Here is a 19243-nt window from a genome sequence, read left to right as displayed (position 1 = left end):
TAGGGTAGCCGCCTATTGCGAGGAGCAAAGTAGTGGCATTTTTTAGTAAAAACAACCCAGAACCGACACCGAAAAATCTAACAAGCGAAATCGGCTTTGCCGGCGACATTGTATTTGAGGGCTTTGATAGCGAGGAGTCACGAGTTGACGACATCAAAATTGAAGATTACCGCAAAATGCTCGACAACGACACGACCGTTGAAGCGCTGTATAACATCTTTACTATGAGTATTCTGGCGGCAACGTATCATATTGACGCCGACAGTAACGATGAGGGGGAAGTGCAAGCTGAGCTGGTGCGGCGCAATTTACTAGAGCCACCACACAAGGGCGGAATGCAAACGCCAATGAGTCTGTTTATTGATCAATCTCTAGCGGCGATTTACGAGGGGTTTGCGCTGTTTGAAAAGGTTTACGAAGTGCGAGACGGCAAATTAGTACTCAAGAGGCTAGCGCACCGCGACGCCACCACGCTCACACTCATTCGTGACACGGATGGTGGTTTTGGCGGAACAAAACAGCGCGCTGCTGACTCCGATGGTGTTTATCACGAGATAATTATTCCAGCACACAAATGCTTCTTGTTCACTTATGGCAAGAGTCGCAGTTACCTTTACGGACGCAGTGCGTTCAAGCCGCTGTATCCACGCTACGACAAGAAACGTCGACTAGAATACCTGGATAGTATTGCTTTGCAAGCTGACGCAATTAAACCGAAAGTTTTGCGGCGTACCGCTGACGGCGTCGTCTCTGATCAGCTAAAAAAAGCACGCAATAAGGCGCTTGAGGTGTTGGGCAGGTTGGGCAAGCGTAACTCAGTAGCGTCACTGCCATATGGTTACGAGCTCGACGTACTAAACACGGAGGGTCGTGATCCACACCAATCGATTGAGCGGCAAAACTCTGAGATGGCGCGAGCATTTCATGCGAGCGTTATTCTTACCGCAACACAAGGCTCGGCAAGTAATGTTGGTTCGTACAGCCTGAGCACCAATCAAAAAGATCTGTTGCAAACGGCTATCACCGGTGTCATGCGGTTACTGGAAGCGCATATCAACCAATACCTCATCGCTAACCTCATTGACTTGAATTTTGCCGAACGACACTATCCAGAATTTCATTTCGATACACCGGACGAATCGATTATCTCGGCGGTGTTTGAGGCGTTCAAGTTGCTTGTGCAAAAAGACAAGGTGTCGGATGATATTGCTGCTGGAATCGAGGAATCAACAGCGACACGCCTTGGTATTGACTTAGAAGCGATTAAAAAGCGACGACAGGAAGACGCGGAAGACGACAAGCCCACTGGTAAAGAGAATAAAAACGCGGAAGATGACAAAGATGGAGGTTCTGGCGGCGACGCCGGCAAATTTCTAGGCGAAGATGACAAACTTGGCGAAGTTGCTCTACCTGAGCCGCACGAGCACGTCGCGATCGACCGAGATTTGACCGACGCCGAAAAACGCGTCAAGTTCAAGGCAATCGAAAAGTGGATGGCTGATCAGGAGGTAAGTTTTGAAACCGCAGCGACCGAGGAACTGCGTAAAGCGGTGGCTGATATCTCGCTCGATGAGGAGTTCACGCTGCCGGCTAGCTATTCTGCGCTGCTGGCAAAACAATATCGCACAGCTTACAACTACGGCAAGCTATCCGCGGCAGATGAGCAGAAGCTGCCAGCACCAGTTCTGAAAAAGGAGCTGAGGGCGCGAGAAAAACAATACGTGGATTTCATTATCAATATGCAGACTGAAGACGTGCGTAATATTATTGCTGGCGAGAAGTTGAAGCAGCCTATTAACTTGGCTGATGGTGACGACGAGGACATTGATGAAGAAGCTGGAATATCTAATACTGGCGGCAGACAGGACGAAGCTGCCCGCAATGCGATGTTAGAATCAATTGGCTTATTGACCAGCGCCTGGATAACGCAAGCGGTGCTCGGTACAAAAGGCACGATTGTTACGCAGGGTATGAATGATGGGCGTGATGATAGTTTTTCATTCTTTGATGAAGATGACGACACGGCTGTCTATCAGTGGTCGGCGCGGATGGAGAAAAACACCTGTCCAATTTGCGCCGAGCTAGACGGCAAGGTGATTTCTGCCAACGAACGCAGAACTACGTTCCAGCGGCCGCCAAAGCACATCAACTGTGGTTGCATTTGGGTGAGGGTGTCGGCGCTAAACAAGGACTATAAGTTGCCGGCGGTAACAGGGATTGATAATAAGCTCATTGAGCAGCTGGAATATATTCAGAGAACAACCAAAGCTGAGCTGGCAAATACGATACCTGGAGCATTGAAATACACAAAGGCGGAGCTGTCGAGCATTGAGGCGTATAAAGGGAATGGGTACATCAACATTAACCAGGCGCTGTTGGGTAAACATCCTATGAATCCGTATGCTGAAAATGACATAAAGCAGTTAGATAAAGCGATTAAGAGGACGACTCTGGAAAATGACGTATTGCTGTACCGCGGCGTAGGATTTAAGAAACCTTTGAAGGTAGGTGAGGAGATAAACAACCCTAATTTTCTGTCAACATCGACAAGCCGCGACATATCAATGGAATTTGCAGAGAAAGCTGATTGGCAAAAATACATCCTGGTATTTCGTGCACCCAAGAATATGCCATATTTGGACATTGAGAAAACATTGGCAGATAATAATGTCAATTCAACAATTAATGAACGAGAATACCTACTATCTCGAGGCAAGAAGTTTGTTGTAAAAAATCTCTCAAAGAGGGATAATGGAGTTATAGTAGCGGAGGTGGAGATGACGGACGATACAAAATACTTGGATAATAGCAACGATAGTATCCTCACTGAGGATTTACTGAGGGAGATTGACGAATCGTACGAGCGCTCCAAAAAGCGCCTTGCTGATCCAGGCTACAAGCCGAGCCAAACAACCAGGCGCCTACACCACATCTGGCAAATGGACTCTGACTACTTTAATGAGCACCCTGAAGCTATCAAATCCAAAGATAACGATGAATAGTTGTTGCTAATATAGCCTTTGTGGTATAATAGCCGTAATGAATTGCGATCGCATGTAGGTCGCAATTTTTCTTTTTGGCATCGGAAGTTACCCTCTGTGAATTACTCTTGAATAATTGCAACACAAACATTTTACAGTTGATATTGTAAAACTCCACTTTCTCGCCTGCGTGCGGTCGCGGTTCAGCCAGGAGAAATCATATGAGTATGCATGTTTTTATCAATCGAGACACAAAGGTAGAGCTAGCCGACAGTGAGGGCGGTAAATATAAGCGTTTCAAGAAGCAGATTTGTCAGTTCGGTGAGTATGTTGATCCAAACAACACCTCAAAAAGGATGGTGCTTGATAAGCTATTCGGCAAGCGGCTGAAAGAGAACTTTGACAATGGTAAATACGGCGTTGTGGCAGTACCGCTGGGTCATCCTAGGAATTCATCTGAGCTGGCGGCTTGGAATAGGGGTGAAATGGTCGATATGGAGTTGACCGACGATGGAATCAACGCTGTCATCGAAATACGAGACGATGAAACCGCAAAAAGCATTGAGAATCGCAATATTCCTGACGTGTCAATGGGTTTTGAAGACAATTACCTCGACAAAAAGACCGGCAAGTTTGTTGGGCCGCTGTTGAAGCATGTCGGGCTAGTTGTTGACCCGTATATCAAAGGTATGCGGCGATTTGTGCCGCTTGCCGATGAAGTACCGGCAATATTGTTTAGTGATAGTCAAGATTATGAAAAGGAGGACAAGACTATGACAGTAAAAGTTAAGAATGACCGCGAGTTTGACGTTGAAGTAACCTACGCGGTTGACGGCGAAAACAAAACCGAAACGGTTGCTGCTGGTGCTGAGATTGAAGTGCCAGAAGACCAAGCAGAAGCTGTGAAGCAACAAATCGCTGACGCTGAGGCGCCAAAAGATAATGACAAAGAGGATGAGCTGTCCAAACGCGAGAAAGCATTGGCCGATCGCGAAGCTGCGCTGGCAGAAAAGGAAGCTGCAGCAGCAAAGCGCGACGCTGAGGCGAAGTTTAACAAGTTGTTGAGTGATGGCAAGGTGGTGCCAGCTCAAAAAGATGCATTTATGGCGCTATCCGAGGCATCAAGCACTGAAATCCACCTATCTGATGATGAAACCAAGACTGTTGATACGTTATTAAGCGAGTTTATCGAGGCAAGTCCAAAACTGAACTTGACCGACGAGAAAGGAACTGACGGCGAAGGCAACGGTGGCGGCGATGAAGTTCAGCTAAGCGAGGATGAACAAAGCCTGACAGACCTCGGCTTGAGCGAAGAAGATTTGAAAGAAACTAAACGTCAGGAAAAGGGAGAATAGCAAATGGCTAATCTAACAGCTCCGCGAGACGACAGCCGACAAACCGGTGATTTGGTTGAAGTTGATGCGGGAACAAATAAGATTTTTCACGGCGCTGCTGTGACAATCGCAAGCAACGGCTATGCACATGCTGGCGCTCCAAAAGAGCCTTTTGTAGGCGTCGCCCAGGAATCCGTAACCGGTGGACTAGTGCGCGTATACACTGAGGGCGTGGTGAGCTTTAACTGTGCGGCTACTGTCGGTATTCAAGCGAACGTAGGCAAAAATGTCGCGCTCGTTGATGACAATACTGTCGGTTTGGCAACAGGCAATGACGCTGTAGTCATCGGGATTATTACTAAAATTGAATCGACTACATCGGTTCGAGTTAAATTACGATAGAAAGGAATAGAAAATGAGTTTGAATCCTACACAGCTCGGTCGCGCGGACCTGTACGTCAAGACAATTTTCCGCAAAGCAATGAGCGAAGAGTCGAACGACATAGCTAAAGATTTGTATGCCATTACTCCAAACAAATCTGGTTTTGCGCGGATTTTGAACCTAACCGCCGTACCAGGCATGAGGCGTTGGGAGAGTGAGCGTCGACCAGGCACGTTCTCGTTCAACGTGGAGATGCAGAAAATTGGTAAATGGGAGCAGTCTGTTGCCATTGACGGTGCAGATATCGAAGACGACGAGCTTGGCATTTACAAATCAGGTATTGAAGAAATGGCTCTTGAAAACAAGTTGATGTACTCGGCCTTGGCTATCGAGGCTATCAACAAGGGCTTCGTCACGAAGTCTGGCGATGGACACAACTTCTTCTCTACTGAGCACGGCAACCTACAAACTGGCGACCTGACAGCTGCTAATTACGAAGCTGCTCGCCTGAAAGTCCAGACTCAGAAAGCTGAAAACGGCAAATCGTTTGGCTATCTCGTCGACACTTTGATCGTTGGACCAAACATGGAAAGCAAGGCGCGTGCTGTTGTCGAGAAAGAGAATCTTGCTGGCGGGGAAAGTAACACTAACTACCACACCGCAAAGATTTTGGTTATTCCGCAAATTACAGATAATAGCTGGTATGTTGCCTGCCTGAGTCGAAAGGTCAAGCCAGTTGAAGTGTGTGAACGCCGCCCAATTGGAAAGCTGCGCCAAATCCTGAAAGATCGCCAGGAAGACCAGGACGTCTACACTTGGGGTACTGACGGTCGCTTTGACGCTGCGTATGCAAATTATCGATTAATTGCCGGTTCGGTGGGTTCTTAGGAGGAAGTCATGGAAGATCAGCCAAAATCTGAAAACAAGAAAGCTCCAGAGCAGACCAGCCAGCCAAAATCTGAAAACAAGAAAGCTGAAAAAGCCTTCTGGGTTGACGGATTTGGCGTAACAATGGCTAAATCGCAAGAGGCAGCCGAGAAGAAAGTTAAAAACATTCTTTCTGAGCAAAGCGAATAGCTTTCTGACATGGCAGCGGATAGGAGTATTTCCGCTGCCAGAATGAGAAAGGTATAAATTGCAAATGACAGCGTATTACACAACACTACAAGATATACTCGAGGAAGCAGGGCTACACCATGTTGAAAATGGCGTAGCTTTGAGTGGCGTGGTTGATGGAATAAATACAACATTTACAACCGACCGCAAGCCTATCACCGATCGTAATTTCGACGATACAGTCACGGTTGATGATTTCGTGGTGTTCGTCGATGGTGTACCCGTTAAGGCTGTTAGCGTAAATGAAGCATTCGGCGTGATTGAACTAGAAAAAGCGCCAAAACACAATTCGGTAGTTACAATCGACTATTCATACGCTTCCGTGCCACTGCGTGTAGTTGGACTGGCACGCAAGGCAGCGATAGCTTGGATTGATAAGAGCATGGAAGGAGTTGACCCCTGTGCGCCGTATGGTAAATATGGTCGCGAAATCCCAGGCAGGGTAGTGGAGCTGTGTACGAACTACGCGGCCGCTCGGTTGTTGATCCGCGAGTATGGTTTTAATCAAGACATTGAGGGCACGAGCAAGGACGGCTATAAGCGGCTAGAGGTCGTAAAACAAGATATGCAAGAGTTTGTGAAATCTGGCGGCGTTTGCGGTGATGGCAGTGATGGCCTGAGCGCTGGATTTGGCGCTGTTGGTGCGCGATGCGACGGTGATTTATTCGGCGATTTTCCGGATAGGCGGCATCCGCGCAATGACGACTACTATGAGCGCGAGGATTAAGCTATGGGCTTGCAGCTGGTATTCTCTGTCGAGGGACGCAAAGAAGTTTTGCGGGATTTAGATACGCGTGGGCGTAAAGCTAAAAACCTGCAAGCACCGCTCAAAGAATCCGCAGATTACATGATGAAAGTCATCGACCAGAACTTTGGCTCGCACGGTGGCGTGTGGGGCAAGTGGAAGCGACGCAAAAAGGCATATCCGTGGCGGATGCTCGAGAAAACTGGCGCAATGCGGCGTGGTTTTCGCAGCAGGATATACACGAAAAAAGCAGAAATATCTAACTTGCGTCCATATTTTAAGTATCATCAGTCGCGCCAGCCGCGTAAATATCTGCCGCGCCGCGTAATGATGGCGATTGAGGAACAGCAAGCAAGAGAAGTAACGCGCATATTCCAGCGCCACATAATGTAACAGGAGGAAACCATGGCTAAATATGTTGACCCAATACTCAAGCAAATCAAGGACATTCTAGAAAAGGACGGCCCGGCAATTCTGCGTGGTCGGTATGGTTATGGCGACCCTGTTGTCATAAACAAAAGCCAGCTGACACAGCCGATGGCGTTTATCAGTTTTGACAACGGCTACGAGATTCATGATTCAGCTGGCGGCGAAGTCGAGAGTAATATGGCGATCGTCTTGTGTGTGGTTGTAGATATGACTAAAGATTTCAATCAAGGAACAGACGCGCGCAGCCATCTCGAGCTGGTGGAATTGGTGGCGGCACGGCACGATGATATGACACTACGAAAAGGCAGTATTATCGGCGCGCTGAGAGCTAATCAAGACCCAGGTGAGCGTGTATGGATTGATGCCGGTGAGGAGACGACGGTGGAGTTTGACGCCACGCCACGCGATAAGGGGCTGTTTACCGCCGAGGCCATTGTACGGTTTAAGGTTAAACATGCGCAATTCCGTCCAGACTTATTATCGTGATTGTGATATAATTAGAGTAACAAATTGCGGTCTCCGAAGGTCGCAATTTTCTTTTTTTGCCTCTTTATAGGAGGCGCTTTTTTGTTACCTAGGTAATAATAAAAGGAGCAAGAAATGCCAACATTTTCAGGACGAAAAGTTGCTGTCGGTATCGGGCTGGAAGATCCGAACGACAAAGGCAAGGCGGTCGCGCCAACGTACGGTGCGCCACATCTCGATATTAGCTTTAAGGATTCGCCAACCAGCAAGATGAACGAGTCAGCGCTCGGCACGATCATCAAAAACAACGGTAAAACCGACGTGCTGGTAGAGGGCGACGGCTCGATATCAACAAAGCTGTGGGCCAAGGGGCTGTACTACTGGCTGGCGCTAGTATTTGGACAGAAACCAACCACCACTGGCGTCCAGGGCGACACCAACGCTAAAGAGCACCTGTTTACACTGAGGGACGACAATAACCATATCTCAGCAACTATGACGATCAAGGAACCAAACCTATCGGCGCAATTTGCCTACGCCATGGCAGATTCTGTGACGTTTACGTGGACACCTGACGACTTTCCAAAGGTGGAGGTAGTGTTTAAGTCGCATAAGAGCAAGGAAATCAGTGGTGGTAACGTGGCATATACCATCGATGACACTGAATTCCTAGCGAAGCACGCGATGTTTAAGATTGCTGACGATTTGGCAGGGCTTGACGCCGCACCTGAAGCAAAAGATATCAAGAGCTTGACGCTAACGATCACCAAAAATCTCCAGCCACAGCAGACTATGGATTCCAAGGATACCTACGGCGAGATTCTAAACGGCGAGTTTGAGGTGTCCGTGTCCATCGAGAAGCTATACCGCGACAAAACCTACCGTGCGATGAGCTATAATGACGAGCACAAGGCATTGCGAGTAGCGTTCATCGATGACAAGAACAAGGCTGGCACGAAAACCGACACCAGTTTGACCTTCGACATCGCTGTCGCAGTATTTAGCGGCTACGAGCCAAGTTATGGCGTGAGCGACATTGCCACCGAGAAGATCGATGCAGTCATGTTGCTCAACACGGCTGATTTTAACAAATCGATTACTGCGAAGTTGGTGAATAAATACACCTATTAACATCGCGTATCAGAAAAAGCCCGCAATCGCGCGGGCTTTTCATCTAGCGGTGCTTGTCGCAAGCGATGCCGTCGCCGTCTCTATCAAGGTGCGGTGAATATCCTGGCTCGCCACGTCGCATATGACTATAGCCAGCAGCACGTGCCTCTTTACAACTGCTGAAGCTAACACCTGAGGGTGCTGGTGCCGCTTGGCTTTGAGCCTGTTGCTGACGTTGTCTCTCTGCTGCGGCCGCTTCAGCGGACTGACGCTGAGCCTCAGCCTGAGCCCTCTTTTCTGCGGCTGACGTTTTACTGCCAGCACACGTGTTATCACTCCAAAGTCCTCGCTTGTTGTTGCGAGCATCATCCTGAGCGGCCTTGAATTGAGACTGCCATTTGTGAGGGTTTGATCTGTAGGTATATTCATGTCCGTAGCCATCTTTAATCATTTGGTACGCAACATTGGTGCCGTCCTCTAAGTAAACATAAAACAGCTTGCGTCCATATTTATCAACTGAATCTTGCGTCGGATCCGATACAAGGTAGACTGTTTTGCCGTTGACTAGTTCGTTCATTTTATTCGAAGCTTCTACACCAAAACATTCAACTGGCTTGCTTGGGTGCTTCGTCTCGGGGGTGTCAAGCCCAATGAGGCGGACTTTATAACCGCCAGCTTGGATAGTGTCACCGTCAATCACCCTTGTGATAGTGATCTTCTCCCCATCTTTGAATTTAGGGTCTTGCGCCAAGTTCTCGTCTATTTTGGGTGTTTCTGGCTGCGCCATCTTTTGCTCAGCGGCCGGTCTTGCATCGCTATGAGTATTTGATGATTCTTTATTCGAATTTGTGAATGAGCCACCAACAACAGAGACTACGAACATCACAGCTAAAATGACTATAAATCCCTTAGCTGTATCCCGGGCTTGTCTGTCTATCCTTTTGCGCTTGGCGGCGTAAAACCCTGCGTAAACCGGCAACCCAATTAGTGTACCAACAAACATAAAGATGAAAAAGTTTTTAGCGTGTACACCTAGCAATATTGAGACAGACCATATGATGATATGCACCCATTTTGGCATGACGTGCGGCATAGGATCATCTGCCGCCGGTTTTTTTAGTTTAGTTTTTTGCCCGGATTGGCTACCTTCAATACCAAGGCTTTTTTCGCAATTCTTTTTTACCCTACGCATACTACAAATATACACCCTGTGCTATAATAAAGACAACAAATTGCGATCACCTAGGTCGCAATTTTCTTTTGCCACAAGAGTGGTCGCTTTTAATTAAGGAGGCACTCATGCAAGACACGAAAACTATTCAACTACCAAGCGGAGGTGAGGCGGTTTTACGAACGGCAATCACTAACCGTACACGTAAAGAATTTGCTAAAGCGAAAGACGACGTTGATTTAGCAATCGAGCTAGGCATCAAGTCTGTTCTTGTCCGATATAAAGACGCTGACGGTCCTGAGGCAGCATACGAAGCGTTAATGGACTCGACCAGCGGTGAAGACTTCAATGTAATTTCTGAATCTTTGCAAGAAATTCTAGATCCTAAATCAAGCCCAAAAGGATAACCGCGCTTGCGCAAGACTACGAGCGGGCGTATCGAGCAAAGACTGCAGTTCCAGAACCGATAGTCATCGCAGGAATCCTCAGAGACTACGGTTGGACATACGAAGAATATCTAGATACACCCGAATGGATTATAGAGGCGATTATGGCGAAGCGTGCTGTTGAGAATAAGTTGGAAGCTGAGTCCTACGATAAATTATCGAAAGGGCGTAGTTAGTTATGGCTAGCAGTGAACTCACCCTAACGATTAAGGGCAACAGCTCACAGCTTATTGCGGCCCTGAACAAGGCTGGCGCGGCTGTTGATGGCTTTGCTAATAAATCTAGCAGCTCTGGCAACAAATCTAAAAATGCGTTCAGCGGTTTGAGCGGTGCAGTTTCGGTCGCGGCTGGTAATTTGATTTCTGCTGGCGTCCACAAAGCCTTTGATATGATCAACAGCTCTGTTGATGGTGCTATCCGTCGCGTGGACATTTTGAATAACTTTCCTAAGGTAATGAGTAACCTCGGCATATCTGCCGATGATTCAAAAAAGGCTATCACACGAATGGCCGATGCGCTGAAGGGTCTGCCAACCTCGCTAGATAGTGCAGCTGCGTCGGTTCAACGTCTGACATCGAAGAATGGTGACGTTGGCAAATCTACTGAAATGTTTCTGGCGCTCAACAATGCTATTCTAGCCGGCGGTGCGCCAATGGATATCCAGGCCACAGCAATTGAGCAGATTTCACAGGCATATGCTAAAGGCAAGCCAGATATGATGGAGTGGCGCGCGCTACAGAGCGCCATGCCAGCACAGTTGAAGCAGATTGCACAGGCGTTCTTTCAAAACGGTTCGGCACTGGACGTCTACCTCAAAAAAGCCCAGGAATACGCCAAGAAAAACCCAATGTCATCAACTGGTAAGGAGCTTGTCGACCAATTAACCGCAGTCAAGAATGGCACTGGAGACATGACAACGGCACTGGGCACGGCAATGCGCACCGGTATCATCTCAATGGATGATTTCATGGACACGATTACTAAGCTGAACAAGGAGGGCGCCAATGGGTTCCAGAGTTTTGAGAAGCAGGCGCGCAATAGCACTGGCGGAATCCAGACAGCAATAGAGAATTCAAAGACGGCAGTGATTCGTGGTATAGGGAAGATTATTGAGGCTTTTGGAAGCGGCAACCTAGCCGAAACTGTTAGCGGATTAGGATCTGGGTTTGAGAGCGCCCTTGCCTCAGTGGCCGGTCTAATAAAATTTGTGAAAGATAATAGTGCAGTATTCACAGTAATAGCAGTTGGGGTTGGGGTATTCACTGGCGCAGTAGTCGCATACAATACCGCTGTATGGCTAGCTAGCGCAGCCTCTAAAGCATGGACTGTTGCAACACAAACGGCAACTGCCGTACAATGGTTATTCAATGCTGCCTTGAACGCTAATCCATTGGCTCTATTGGCCGTAGCTCTTGCAGCAGTTGTAGCTGGGCTGGTTTGGTTCTTTACTCAGACAGAGACAGGTAAGAATATCTGGAATGGGTTCGTGGAGTTCTTATCATCGACAATTACGTCGATCGGGCAATGGTTTCAAGGGCTTTGGGACGGGATCGTGAACACCTTTGGCGGTGTTGCTGGCTGGTTTGGTGGCATATTTCAAGGTGCATGGAATGCAATCACTGGTGTGTTTGGAAGGCTTGGCGGGTTCTTTGGCGGTGTCTGGAATAGTATCACTGGCATGTTTGGACAGCTGGGTGGTTTTGTTGGCAATGCTATTGGCGGCGCAGTTAGAGGTGCAGTTAATGGCGCACTAAGTATGGTTGAGAGTATGGCAAATGGGTTCATTGGTATGATTAATGGTGCCATTGGAGTTATTAATAAGATACCAGGGGTCCACATTGGCAACATTGGCATGCTTCGTGTCCCGCGGTTGGCGACTGGTGGTATCGTTACTCCACAGGGCGGCGGTTCAATTATTTACGCCGGCGATGGCGGGCAGAATGAATGGGTTGTGCCAGAGAGCAAAATGGCAAGCTTGGTGGCGCAAATTAATAGGCGAACAGGAGACGAGGGTGGCGGCATGACAAAACATATTACCGTCAACAACACCTACAACGTGCGTGATAAGGTCGATGCGCAGATGGTGGCAAGCGATTTGGGGTATTTGTTAAGTCAGGCATAGGAGGCAGGTATGTGGCAAGTATTTTTGAACGACTTTCAGATAAACAATCAGCTCATCGGCATGCACTTGGATGAGCCGATTGAGGGTTTGGCTGGGTTGCCTGCGATTCGCACATCGCAGGGGATTAATTTGGGGCGGAATGGCGGCTGGACGACAAAACAGCTGTACGAGGCGCGATTTATTTCGTTTAGTGGGCGGATTTTCGGCAGAACGGTACGTGAAACTGAGGAACGGCGGCGTGAGTTTGCCACGATTTTGGCAAAGTTGGTGAAAGACAGGGGTACACTTCGCGTGATTACGCCTGGTGGACAGGTTTATTCGACAGAGGTGGTACTAATCGGTGTGGAGATGCCGATAGAAAAACTGCTAAATCTGGTGAAATGGAAAATCAACCTAAAAGCAGACGACCCTCTACTATATGACAACAGCGATGGCGAAATGCTAGCGACTATTCGCAAGACACGCCAAGGCGGATTTACGATACCGTTCACACTACCGCTGTATATTAGTCCGGACGAGCAGCCAGTGACGGTTAATAACTCGGGAAACGAGACGATATTACCAAATATAATCATCCACACCAAAGCCACTAATCCAAAGCTGATAAATCGTACGACAAATCAAACGATGGGGCTTATTCTGACGGTCGGCGCGAGTGGCAAGTTGGAAATTGACATGAAAAACAAGACGATTTTGCTAGATGGAATGAATGTATATGATTCGCAGGCTGTCGGCTCGAGCTTCTGGGGACTAGCGCCTGGCGACAACATGATCGAGCTGCAAACTGATGAGCAAGACGAGCAGACAGAAGCAGAGCTGCGATTTAGAAGTGGATACATAGGGATTTGAGCTATGGCAGAATATAAGATCGAAGTTTACAGCAAGAATGGAAAATGCCTCGGCGATATTCGCCATTTAGCACAGGGACTAAAATGGACTGAGCAGCGCAACGCCGCCGAGACGGTTAGTTTTCGGATGGATTTGGCGCGATATGAGGAATATGTCAAAAAAACCGGCATGCGGCCGTATGATTTTATGGATGCCGGCACGACAGATATTCGGATTGTTCGAAATGGCAAAGATAGGATTGGCGCACACCTTATTAAAATAGACTTCTCACCAAATGATCCATCAGTAGATATTGAGCTGAGTTTTACTGGCTACCTCAATTATTTTAAGGACGCTTATGTTGATGCTGATTATGACAAAACTAGGCAAGGCGATATCGCTTGGGGTGTAATAAATCAGTACCAGGAAAAGCAGGATGGAGATTTCGGTATTCGGCGTGGTAGGTTCACGTCGCTTGGCAAAAATCCGCGTCAGCGTCATCAGAAACGCGCCAACGTGAAGGATTTTCTGGTACGACTAAGTAATGTCATCGGCGGACCAGACTTTCAGTTCACGCCTGATAAAAAGTTCAATACGTTTGATGCGATGGGGAGCTATCGCCCAGATATTAAATTGATTTACCCAGAGAATGTTGCCGGTTTTGGATTTGAGAGGAGTGTAGATAGTCTGGCTAATTATGTAATTGGTATCGGTAGTGGTAATGGTGACGATGCAATCGTAGCGACGGCAACCGATCCATTCTCTCGTCAAGCACTATATCGCCGTGAGAAGATTGTCACGTTTAGTTCTGTAGAGCGCGAAGAGACTTTGCAAGAAAACACAAATGGCGTATTAGAGATGCTGAAGGATGTTCGTGAACTGCCAAGCTTTACACTAGCTGATGGAATAATCGATCTTAATGACATAGGGCTTGGTGATACCATCTACGCAGAAATGAATGGCTACGTCATGTTTGAACATATCCGCGGATTTTATCGTATCGAAAAAATCGAGGTCGATGTGGATGAGAATGATGCTGAAGAGGTCAAGTTAACATTCGACAATTTAAGTGTTGATGATGTCATCGCGCAGCAGGAAGAAAATGAGTAGACTAATTGAGCTAGAGGAGCGAGGCTTGGTTGGCATGTTAGCGAGAATTAAAGCGCAACATACTGACCTGAAAAGCACTCCACAGCCAACAAGCGTTAAGTCCGGTGTCAGGACATATCAGATTCCAGAAGGCAATCTATGGAATGAGTTTGAGGTATACAGAAAGATAAATGGCACGGAGGTGTTTATCGGTAAGCATAGACATTATATGCTGCCAGGCACGGGAGGGGTAAACACTCCTGATACTTTCAATATAATCACTGAATTTTTTCCAGAAAATCAAAAGAGCCCGGTAGTCTATCCCTACTTGGTAGTGTCGGTTGACGGACATTCCTGGGAGCCCATATACGATCCATCCATAGGATTAGCTTTTGCGGTGAAGGACCCTCACGCAAGATCTCATGTGTTTTCTGGTTGGTATTTAAAGGATTCAACGAATTATCGGAGCCGTGATGCTCTAAAGTTTTTGTACGTGACAAACGGCTATTATGATACACCAGATTACGCAAATGTTGAGTTGAAAATTCGATTTATGGTTCGCAGTACGGACAAGGGTAAAATAAAAATAAAGGTAGTGCTAGATGATTAGCAGGATTGACAAGGATAGTTTGATAACTCAAATAGCTGACATACAGCGCGAGATGCATGACGAAAAGACCAGGCAGTTTGTTGGTAGTAATCAGATAGTCATGAAATTATCTGAGATGTCCTCTAGTACATGGGATTTTAGTATACATCCGCACAGAGCTGAGCAGTCTTTTAGCGAGGCTGGATGGAACGTGGTATTAGTTACGGCTAAGGCTAAAAATTCAAATAATCTCGTGGCCGACCTTGCGATTCGAACCAGCACAAAAGATGCGCTCACTAGGATTATCGACATACCACTGCCGCCCGCACAATCAAATACGAAGAAATGGTTTGTTCCTGTCTTTGGAAAAAGAGTGGTGCCCATCTTGTTCAAGTTGCAGATTATAGCTAATGACGAGTGTGATGTCTCGTGGGAGGAGTATCAGGGATGAGTATTAACCGTTCAAGCCAATTTCCAGATATTGTTCGAACAATGAAAGACATTGAAAAATGGCAGCGTGAGAAAAAAGAGAACCAGATAGTAGGTGCTGATGCCGTGAAAACGTTTTTAACTCAGACCGACCGCGAGTGGGACTGGACTGGCACGACATCTTTTGAAGGGTCTGCGAAGGTTAAACGGCTTCGGGTGTCTTTTATTCCAGAAAAAAGTACGACTGCTGGATTAAAACTGCAGACAGCTCATGAAATTGTTGGCTATCCAACTGCACCACTAACCATTAATAGCATGCGCGAGCCTATAGAGATTGGTCAGCCTCAAAATTGGGACGTAACGATAATTTGGTTCGGCGATGAAGAAATTAGAGTCAAATTTTTTGTTTCATCAACGGGTAAAGGATCACTACATGTGGTATAATACAAGTAATAAATTGCGACCGCTTGGTGGCAATTTTTCTTTAGCTTTTCTGGCGGCGCGCGGAAAGGAATTGAAATATGACAAGACGAGTTTTCAACTACGGCGGCGGGATGCATAGCCCGGCAGCGCTAACACAGTTTATACGTGACGCACTGGACGGCGAAGTAGCAAATGGTATGGAAGTGGTGGCTGGCAGTGGGATGAATGTTACTGTTAAGTCCGGGACTGCTTCCGTTGGAAAAGACCCGTCATACGACATCAACATTATAGGCACTGAGTCGGTTAGCGTGGGTGCAGCATCGCCATCAAATCCAACGAATACACTAATCGTTGCCTACGTGGATCGTAATGTCGCCGGGAGCACAGCTGTCACAGACAATACTAATGATGTGTTCAAGCTGAAGGCGGTCTCTGGTGCAGCTGCCGCAACACCATCAGACCCTACAACGTCGGCGATTCAGGCGGCGATTGGCGCAGCAAACCCATATATTATACTAGCGAGAGTCCTCAAACGATCTGGAGCAACATCAATTATTAGTAGTGATATTACCGACTTGCGAAAGATGATTACACTGAGAGACGGCAGAATCAACCGATCGGAGATTATCTCTAGCGGTACAGTCCTACCACAAAACCTATCACCGTCTGCTCGTGGTGACCGCAGCACCTCAGAAGTCGACACTGGCATGAGATGGATCGATGGACGCACTATTTACCAGAAGACGTTTTCAATGGGTGGCTTGAAGGTTTCTGGTAAAACAACGAAGCCGCATGGTATTAATAACCTAGATATGGTTATTAATATCCGCGGTATTGCGAAAGAGGACAGTGTTGGCGCGACTATCAATTTACCGCATGCTGCCGACCAACAAGCCTACACGGTGACGGTCAATATTGCGGCTGGTCCAGTTACAGGTATGGGCACAACACTTAATGCATCGACGACAGGGTCATTGGTGGAGCCTGGCATGGGGTATCATGGGTAGCGATAGGTATTGCTTAGGCTTTTTTCATGTATGAATAGTGACAAATGAGGTCTTGTATCCAGACTGATCAGTATAGGTTTGGATGTTAATGTTATCATTGTCAGCATAGACCGTCACCGTGTAGGCTTGTGGTCGGCAGCATGCGGTAAATTGATAGTCGCGCCCAACACTGTCCTCTTTCGCAATACCGCGGATATTAATAACCCATATCTAGGTTATTAATACCATGCGGCTTCGTTGTTTTACCAGAAACCTTCAAGCACCCATTGAAAACGTCTTCTGGTAAATAGTGCGTCATCGATCCATCTCATGCCAGTGTCGACTTCTGAGGTGCTGCCGGTCACCACGAGCGAGACGGTGATAGGTTTTGTGGTAGACTGTATCATGGTATAATCATAAGTAGATATGCGAGTAGTCATGCGAGAGTTTTCAAGGGCGCTTTATCTTGCATGTTTGCTCGGATTTTCAGACTAATCTGTGTTATAATATGGATGTAGGAAATTGCGATCACAAAACGTGGTCGCTTTTTTAATGGAAAAATTATGAGCAATCAGACAGACGTATCAGCAAAAGAATTTGGAGCCTTGCAGGCGAATGTTGAACATATTAAAGAAGATGTTATCGAAATTAAAGATATTGTGCGCAATCAAGACTCTGTTAGCCGGCGAGAATATCAAAAGTTGGCTGATCTCGTTGAGCAGCAATCTGGACGACTCAATACAATCGAGAAAAACCTAGGTATTAATGAGGCCACTTTTACCGGTCAAATGAAACGGTTTATGGATAAGCATGTTGCAGCTGCATTTAGTAGCGCATTGATGCTTGTCGTTATCTGGGCGTTATATGTAACACAATCATCGCAGATCGAGCGGTTGAAAACCGATTTGAACATAACAAACGAAACTGTTCGGTCAAGAGAAAATAGATGACAAGGAGGTCAAATATGAAATCTAAAAAGAAAATTAAATATCAGCTGTCAATACTTGCTGCTACCTGTACAGCACTTGCATATGGCGCAACGTCCTTAGGCAAGATATGGGGATTTGAGCAGTTTGGCGAGCAAATAGCCTCAACACTGGTTGTCGGTGCCGCCATTATTAGCATGATCCTCGGAGGCACGACTGTTCAAAAAAGAATTGACGAAAGCGAGGTCCAGAAGTGAAATCTTTTCGTAAAAATGTAGCAGCATTCTTGGCTGACTATCTAATTGTAGTCTGTTTAGCGTTCATTTTCGCTGTCATTGTGCTGTTCGCTGTATTTGGCAAGAAAGCACCTGATGGCAGTATTACATTTGATGGCAATAAAGCTCAGTACTCAGAAACTCAGAAGAAAGCCTTGTGTAAGGTTAAGGAGCAAGGCGATAGAGCTGTAGCAAGTATGCTTGGCTTTGACGCGCCGCAAGATAAAGGCTCTGGATGTGAGCCGACCGACAAAGAGCTAGCGCAGATGGGTTCTGGTGTCTACTACAAGACCGACCTCTCAAGCCCTGCAGCATTCATAAACGCCATGAACGGTCGTGGCTTCAATGAGGGCTACGGCTTACAGTGTGTGGCAGGCTTCAAGCAGTTTATGTTTAGCTTGAGTGGACGTGTCGTTGCTACCAGAACAGGCGGTGCGAGTGGATACGCAAATCAAGTCGGCGAAATCCAAGCACTCGGCTTTACCTGGCACGGCGGGCAGGCTGGTATGAAAGATGGTGACTGGGCGATTTTTGGTGGTGGAACGTATGGACACGTCGCTATGTACTACCAAGGCAAGTTCTTCGGACAAAACCAAGGCAGTGGCAATATCTATGTTGGTAACGCGTTTAATCTGATGGATTTGGGCGGCTACCGCAATTCAATCATCGGCTACTACCGACCGAATATCTGGAATGGCACTGCTAGCGCGCCAGCCGCTCCAGCAGCCAGCTCAAAAGCAGTGAATGACCAAGTAGTGGCAGATGTCTTGCGTGGCGCGTACGGCAGCGGCAATGACCGCGTAGTACGGCTACAAGCCGCAGGCTACAATCCAGCCGAAGTGCAAGCAGTAGTAAACTCACGCGTAGCGGCTCAAGCTCCACGAGTTAGCGCGCCGGCTTCGACAGGCTACGTTCAGCGAAGTGCTGGCGGTTACGTTGTGCGGCGGGGTGATACGCTCGGCGATATCGCTCTCAGGAACGGCTGGCATGGCACGAGCGGGCTGTTCGGTAATTCTGGCTATACACAAGCCTTGGCAAATAAGAATGGCATTGCTAACCGTGGATTGATTTATCCGGGACAGAGGATAAATCCATGAATCTACAGAAAATAACTATCACTAAATCAAGCCTGTACTTCCGCGAGTGCAAGGCTTGCGGCTGCGTTACGCTGCACATCAGTAAAGCTACGCCAGAAATGCCGGCAGGCTCGACATACAACGATTGCCTGCAATGTCTAGTGGACGCGCACAGCGTACCAGGATTGAGCAGGTGGCACGATCCAAAAACGGGCGCACTACTCAAAGAGCCACGCGGTAAGACACCGCCAACTCTGAGAAGCTGAGGACGCACATGGAAGACTTGACAACATTGAGTGACGCCGAGCTTATTGATGAGTA

General features: G+C 47.4%; 22 protein-coding genes. 21 read left to right on the top strand and 1 reads right to left on the bottom strand.

What is annotated here, in order from left to right; genetic code table 11:
- The first annotated feature begins 32 nt into the window (after nucleotides 1-32).
- The 9 genes from FBF26_01525 (at nucleotide 33) to FBF26_01485 (ending at nucleotide 8583) form a co-directional block, all read left to right on the top strand.
- Nucleotides 33-3002 carry a hypothetical protein gene (locus FBF26_01525; protein QJU09944.1) on the top strand — a complete coding sequence of 990 codons (2970 nt, stop codon included), beginning with the start codon at nucleotides 33-35 and terminating at the stop codon, nucleotides 3000-3002.
- Nucleotides 3003-3202: 200 nt separating this feature from the next.
- A complete protein-coding gene (locus FBF26_01520) occupies nucleotides 3203-4336 on the top strand; it encodes a hypothetical protein (GenBank protein ID QJU09943.1) in 1134 nt (377 codons plus the stop codon).
- Nucleotides 4337-4339: 3 nt separating this feature from the next.
- Entirely contained in the window at nucleotides 4340-4717 is a 378-nt protein-coding gene (locus FBF26_01515; protein ID QJU09942.1) for a DUF2190 family protein, read from the top strand.
- Nucleotides 4718-4730: 13 nt separating this feature from the next.
- Nucleotides 4731-5585, top strand: a complete 855-nt coding sequence (locus tag FBF26_01510) for a hypothetical protein (protein QJU09941.1) — start codon at nucleotides 4731-4733, stop codon at nucleotides 5583-5585.
- A 9-nt stretch (nucleotides 5586-5594) separates the two neighbouring features.
- Complete coding sequence (locus FBF26_01505) at nucleotides 5595-5774, top strand: hypothetical protein (GenBank protein ID QJU09940.1); 180 nt, start codon at nucleotides 5595-5597, stop codon at nucleotides 5772-5774.
- Nucleotides 5775-5838: 64 nt separating this feature from the next.
- The gene (locus tag FBF26_01500) at nucleotides 5839-6540 is read left to right on the top strand and encodes a hypothetical protein (protein QJU09939.1); all 702 of its coding nucleotides are present in this window, start codon (nucleotides 5839-5841) and stop codon (nucleotides 6538-6540) included.
- 3 nt (nucleotides 6541-6543) lie between these two features.
- Nucleotides 6544-6951, top strand: a complete 408-nt coding sequence (locus FBF26_01495) for a hypothetical protein (GenBank protein QJU09938.1) — start codon at nucleotides 6544-6546, stop codon at nucleotides 6949-6951.
- Between the two features lie 12 nt (nucleotides 6952-6963).
- Nucleotides 6964-7473: a hypothetical protein gene (locus FBF26_01490; GenBank protein QJU09937.1), complete on the top strand. Its 510-nt coding sequence runs from the start codon at nucleotides 6964-6966 to the stop codon at nucleotides 7471-7473.
- Nucleotides 7474-7587: 114 nt separating this feature from the next.
- A complete protein-coding gene (locus FBF26_01485; protein ID QJU09936.1) occupies nucleotides 7588-8583 on the top strand; it encodes a hypothetical protein in 996 nt (331 codons plus the stop codon).
- Between the two features lie 43 nt (nucleotides 8584-8626).
- On the opposite strand, the gene FBF26_01480 is transcribed toward FBF26_01485, so the two are convergent.
- A complete protein-coding gene (locus tag FBF26_01480; protein QJU09935.1) occupies nucleotides 8627-9754 on the bottom strand; it encodes a hypothetical protein in 1128 nt (375 codons plus the stop codon).
- A gap of 107 nt (nucleotides 9755-9861) precedes the next feature.
- Here FBF26_01480 and FBF26_01475 point away from each other — a divergent pair, with 107 nt between their 5' ends.
- From FBF26_01475 to FBF26_01420, 12 genes are all read left to right on the top strand, one after another.
- Nucleotides 9862-10140: a hypothetical protein gene (locus tag FBF26_01475; protein QJU09934.1), complete on the top strand. Its 279-nt coding sequence runs from the start codon at nucleotides 9862-9864 to the stop codon at nucleotides 10138-10140.
- Between the two features lie 217 nt (nucleotides 10141-10357).
- Nucleotides 10358-12301 carry a tape measure protein gene (locus FBF26_01470; GenBank protein QJU09933.1) on the top strand — a complete coding sequence of 648 codons (1944 nt, stop codon included), beginning with the start codon at nucleotides 10358-10360 and terminating at the stop codon, nucleotides 12299-12301.
- Nucleotides 12302-12310: 9 nt separating this feature from the next.
- The gene (locus FBF26_01465; protein ID QJU09932.1) at nucleotides 12311-13150 is read left to right on the top strand and encodes a hypothetical protein; all 840 of its coding nucleotides are present in this window, start codon (nucleotides 12311-12313) and stop codon (nucleotides 13148-13150) included.
- A 3-nt stretch (nucleotides 13151-13153) separates the two neighbouring features.
- On the top strand, nucleotides 13154-14239 hold the full coding sequence (locus FBF26_01460) for a hypothetical protein (protein ID QJU09931.1): 1086 nt from the start codon (nucleotides 13154-13156) through the stop codon (nucleotides 14237-14239).
- Complete coding sequence (locus FBF26_01455) at nucleotides 14232-14828, top strand: hypothetical protein (protein QJU09930.1); 597 nt, start codon at nucleotides 14232-14234, stop codon at nucleotides 14826-14828. Before FBF26_01460 ends, FBF26_01455 begins: the two co-directional genes overlap by 8 nt.
- Entirely contained in the window at nucleotides 14821-15258 is a 438-nt protein-coding gene (locus FBF26_01450) for a hypothetical protein (GenBank protein ID QJU09929.1), read from the top strand. The genes FBF26_01455 and FBF26_01450 overlap by 8 nt, the downstream gene beginning before the upstream one ends.
- Entirely contained in the window at nucleotides 15255-15680 is a 426-nt protein-coding gene (locus FBF26_01445) for a hypothetical protein (protein ID QJU09928.1), read from the top strand. The genes FBF26_01450 and FBF26_01445 overlap by 4 nt, the downstream gene beginning before the upstream one ends.
- A gap of 77 nt (nucleotides 15681-15757) precedes the next feature.
- Nucleotides 15758-16666 (top strand): hypothetical protein, encoded by a 909-nt coding sequence (locus FBF26_01440; protein ID QJU09927.1) that lies wholly within the window; start codon nucleotides 15758-15760, stop codon nucleotides 16664-16666.
- 542 nt (nucleotides 16667-17208) lie between these two features.
- Nucleotides 17209-17595: a hypothetical protein gene (locus FBF26_01435; GenBank protein QJU09926.1), complete on the top strand. Its 387-nt coding sequence runs from the start codon at nucleotides 17209-17211 to the stop codon at nucleotides 17593-17595.
- A gap of 14 nt (nucleotides 17596-17609) precedes the next feature.
- Nucleotides 17610-17828, top strand: a complete 219-nt coding sequence (locus tag FBF26_01430) for a hypothetical protein (GenBank protein QJU09925.1) — start codon at nucleotides 17610-17612, stop codon at nucleotides 17826-17828.
- Nucleotides 17825-18943: a LysM peptidoglycan-binding domain-containing protein gene (locus FBF26_01425; protein ID QJU09924.1), complete on the top strand. Its 1119-nt coding sequence runs from the start codon at nucleotides 17825-17827 to the stop codon at nucleotides 18941-18943. Before FBF26_01430 ends, FBF26_01425 begins: the two co-directional genes overlap by 4 nt.
- A complete protein-coding gene (locus tag FBF26_01420; GenBank protein QJU09923.1) occupies nucleotides 18940-19188 on the top strand; it encodes a hypothetical protein in 249 nt (82 codons plus the stop codon). Before FBF26_01425 ends, FBF26_01420 begins: the two co-directional genes overlap by 4 nt.
- Nucleotides 19189-19243: the final 55 nt, after the last annotated feature.

Source organism: Candidatus Saccharibacteria bacterium oral taxon 488 (assembly GCA_013100825.1).
GTDB lineage: Bacteria > Patescibacteriota > Saccharimonadia > Saccharimonadales > Saccharimonadaceae > Nanosynbacter.
Note: the sequence above shows the minus strand (reverse complement) of the source record. Positions and strands in the feature narration are given on the sequence as shown.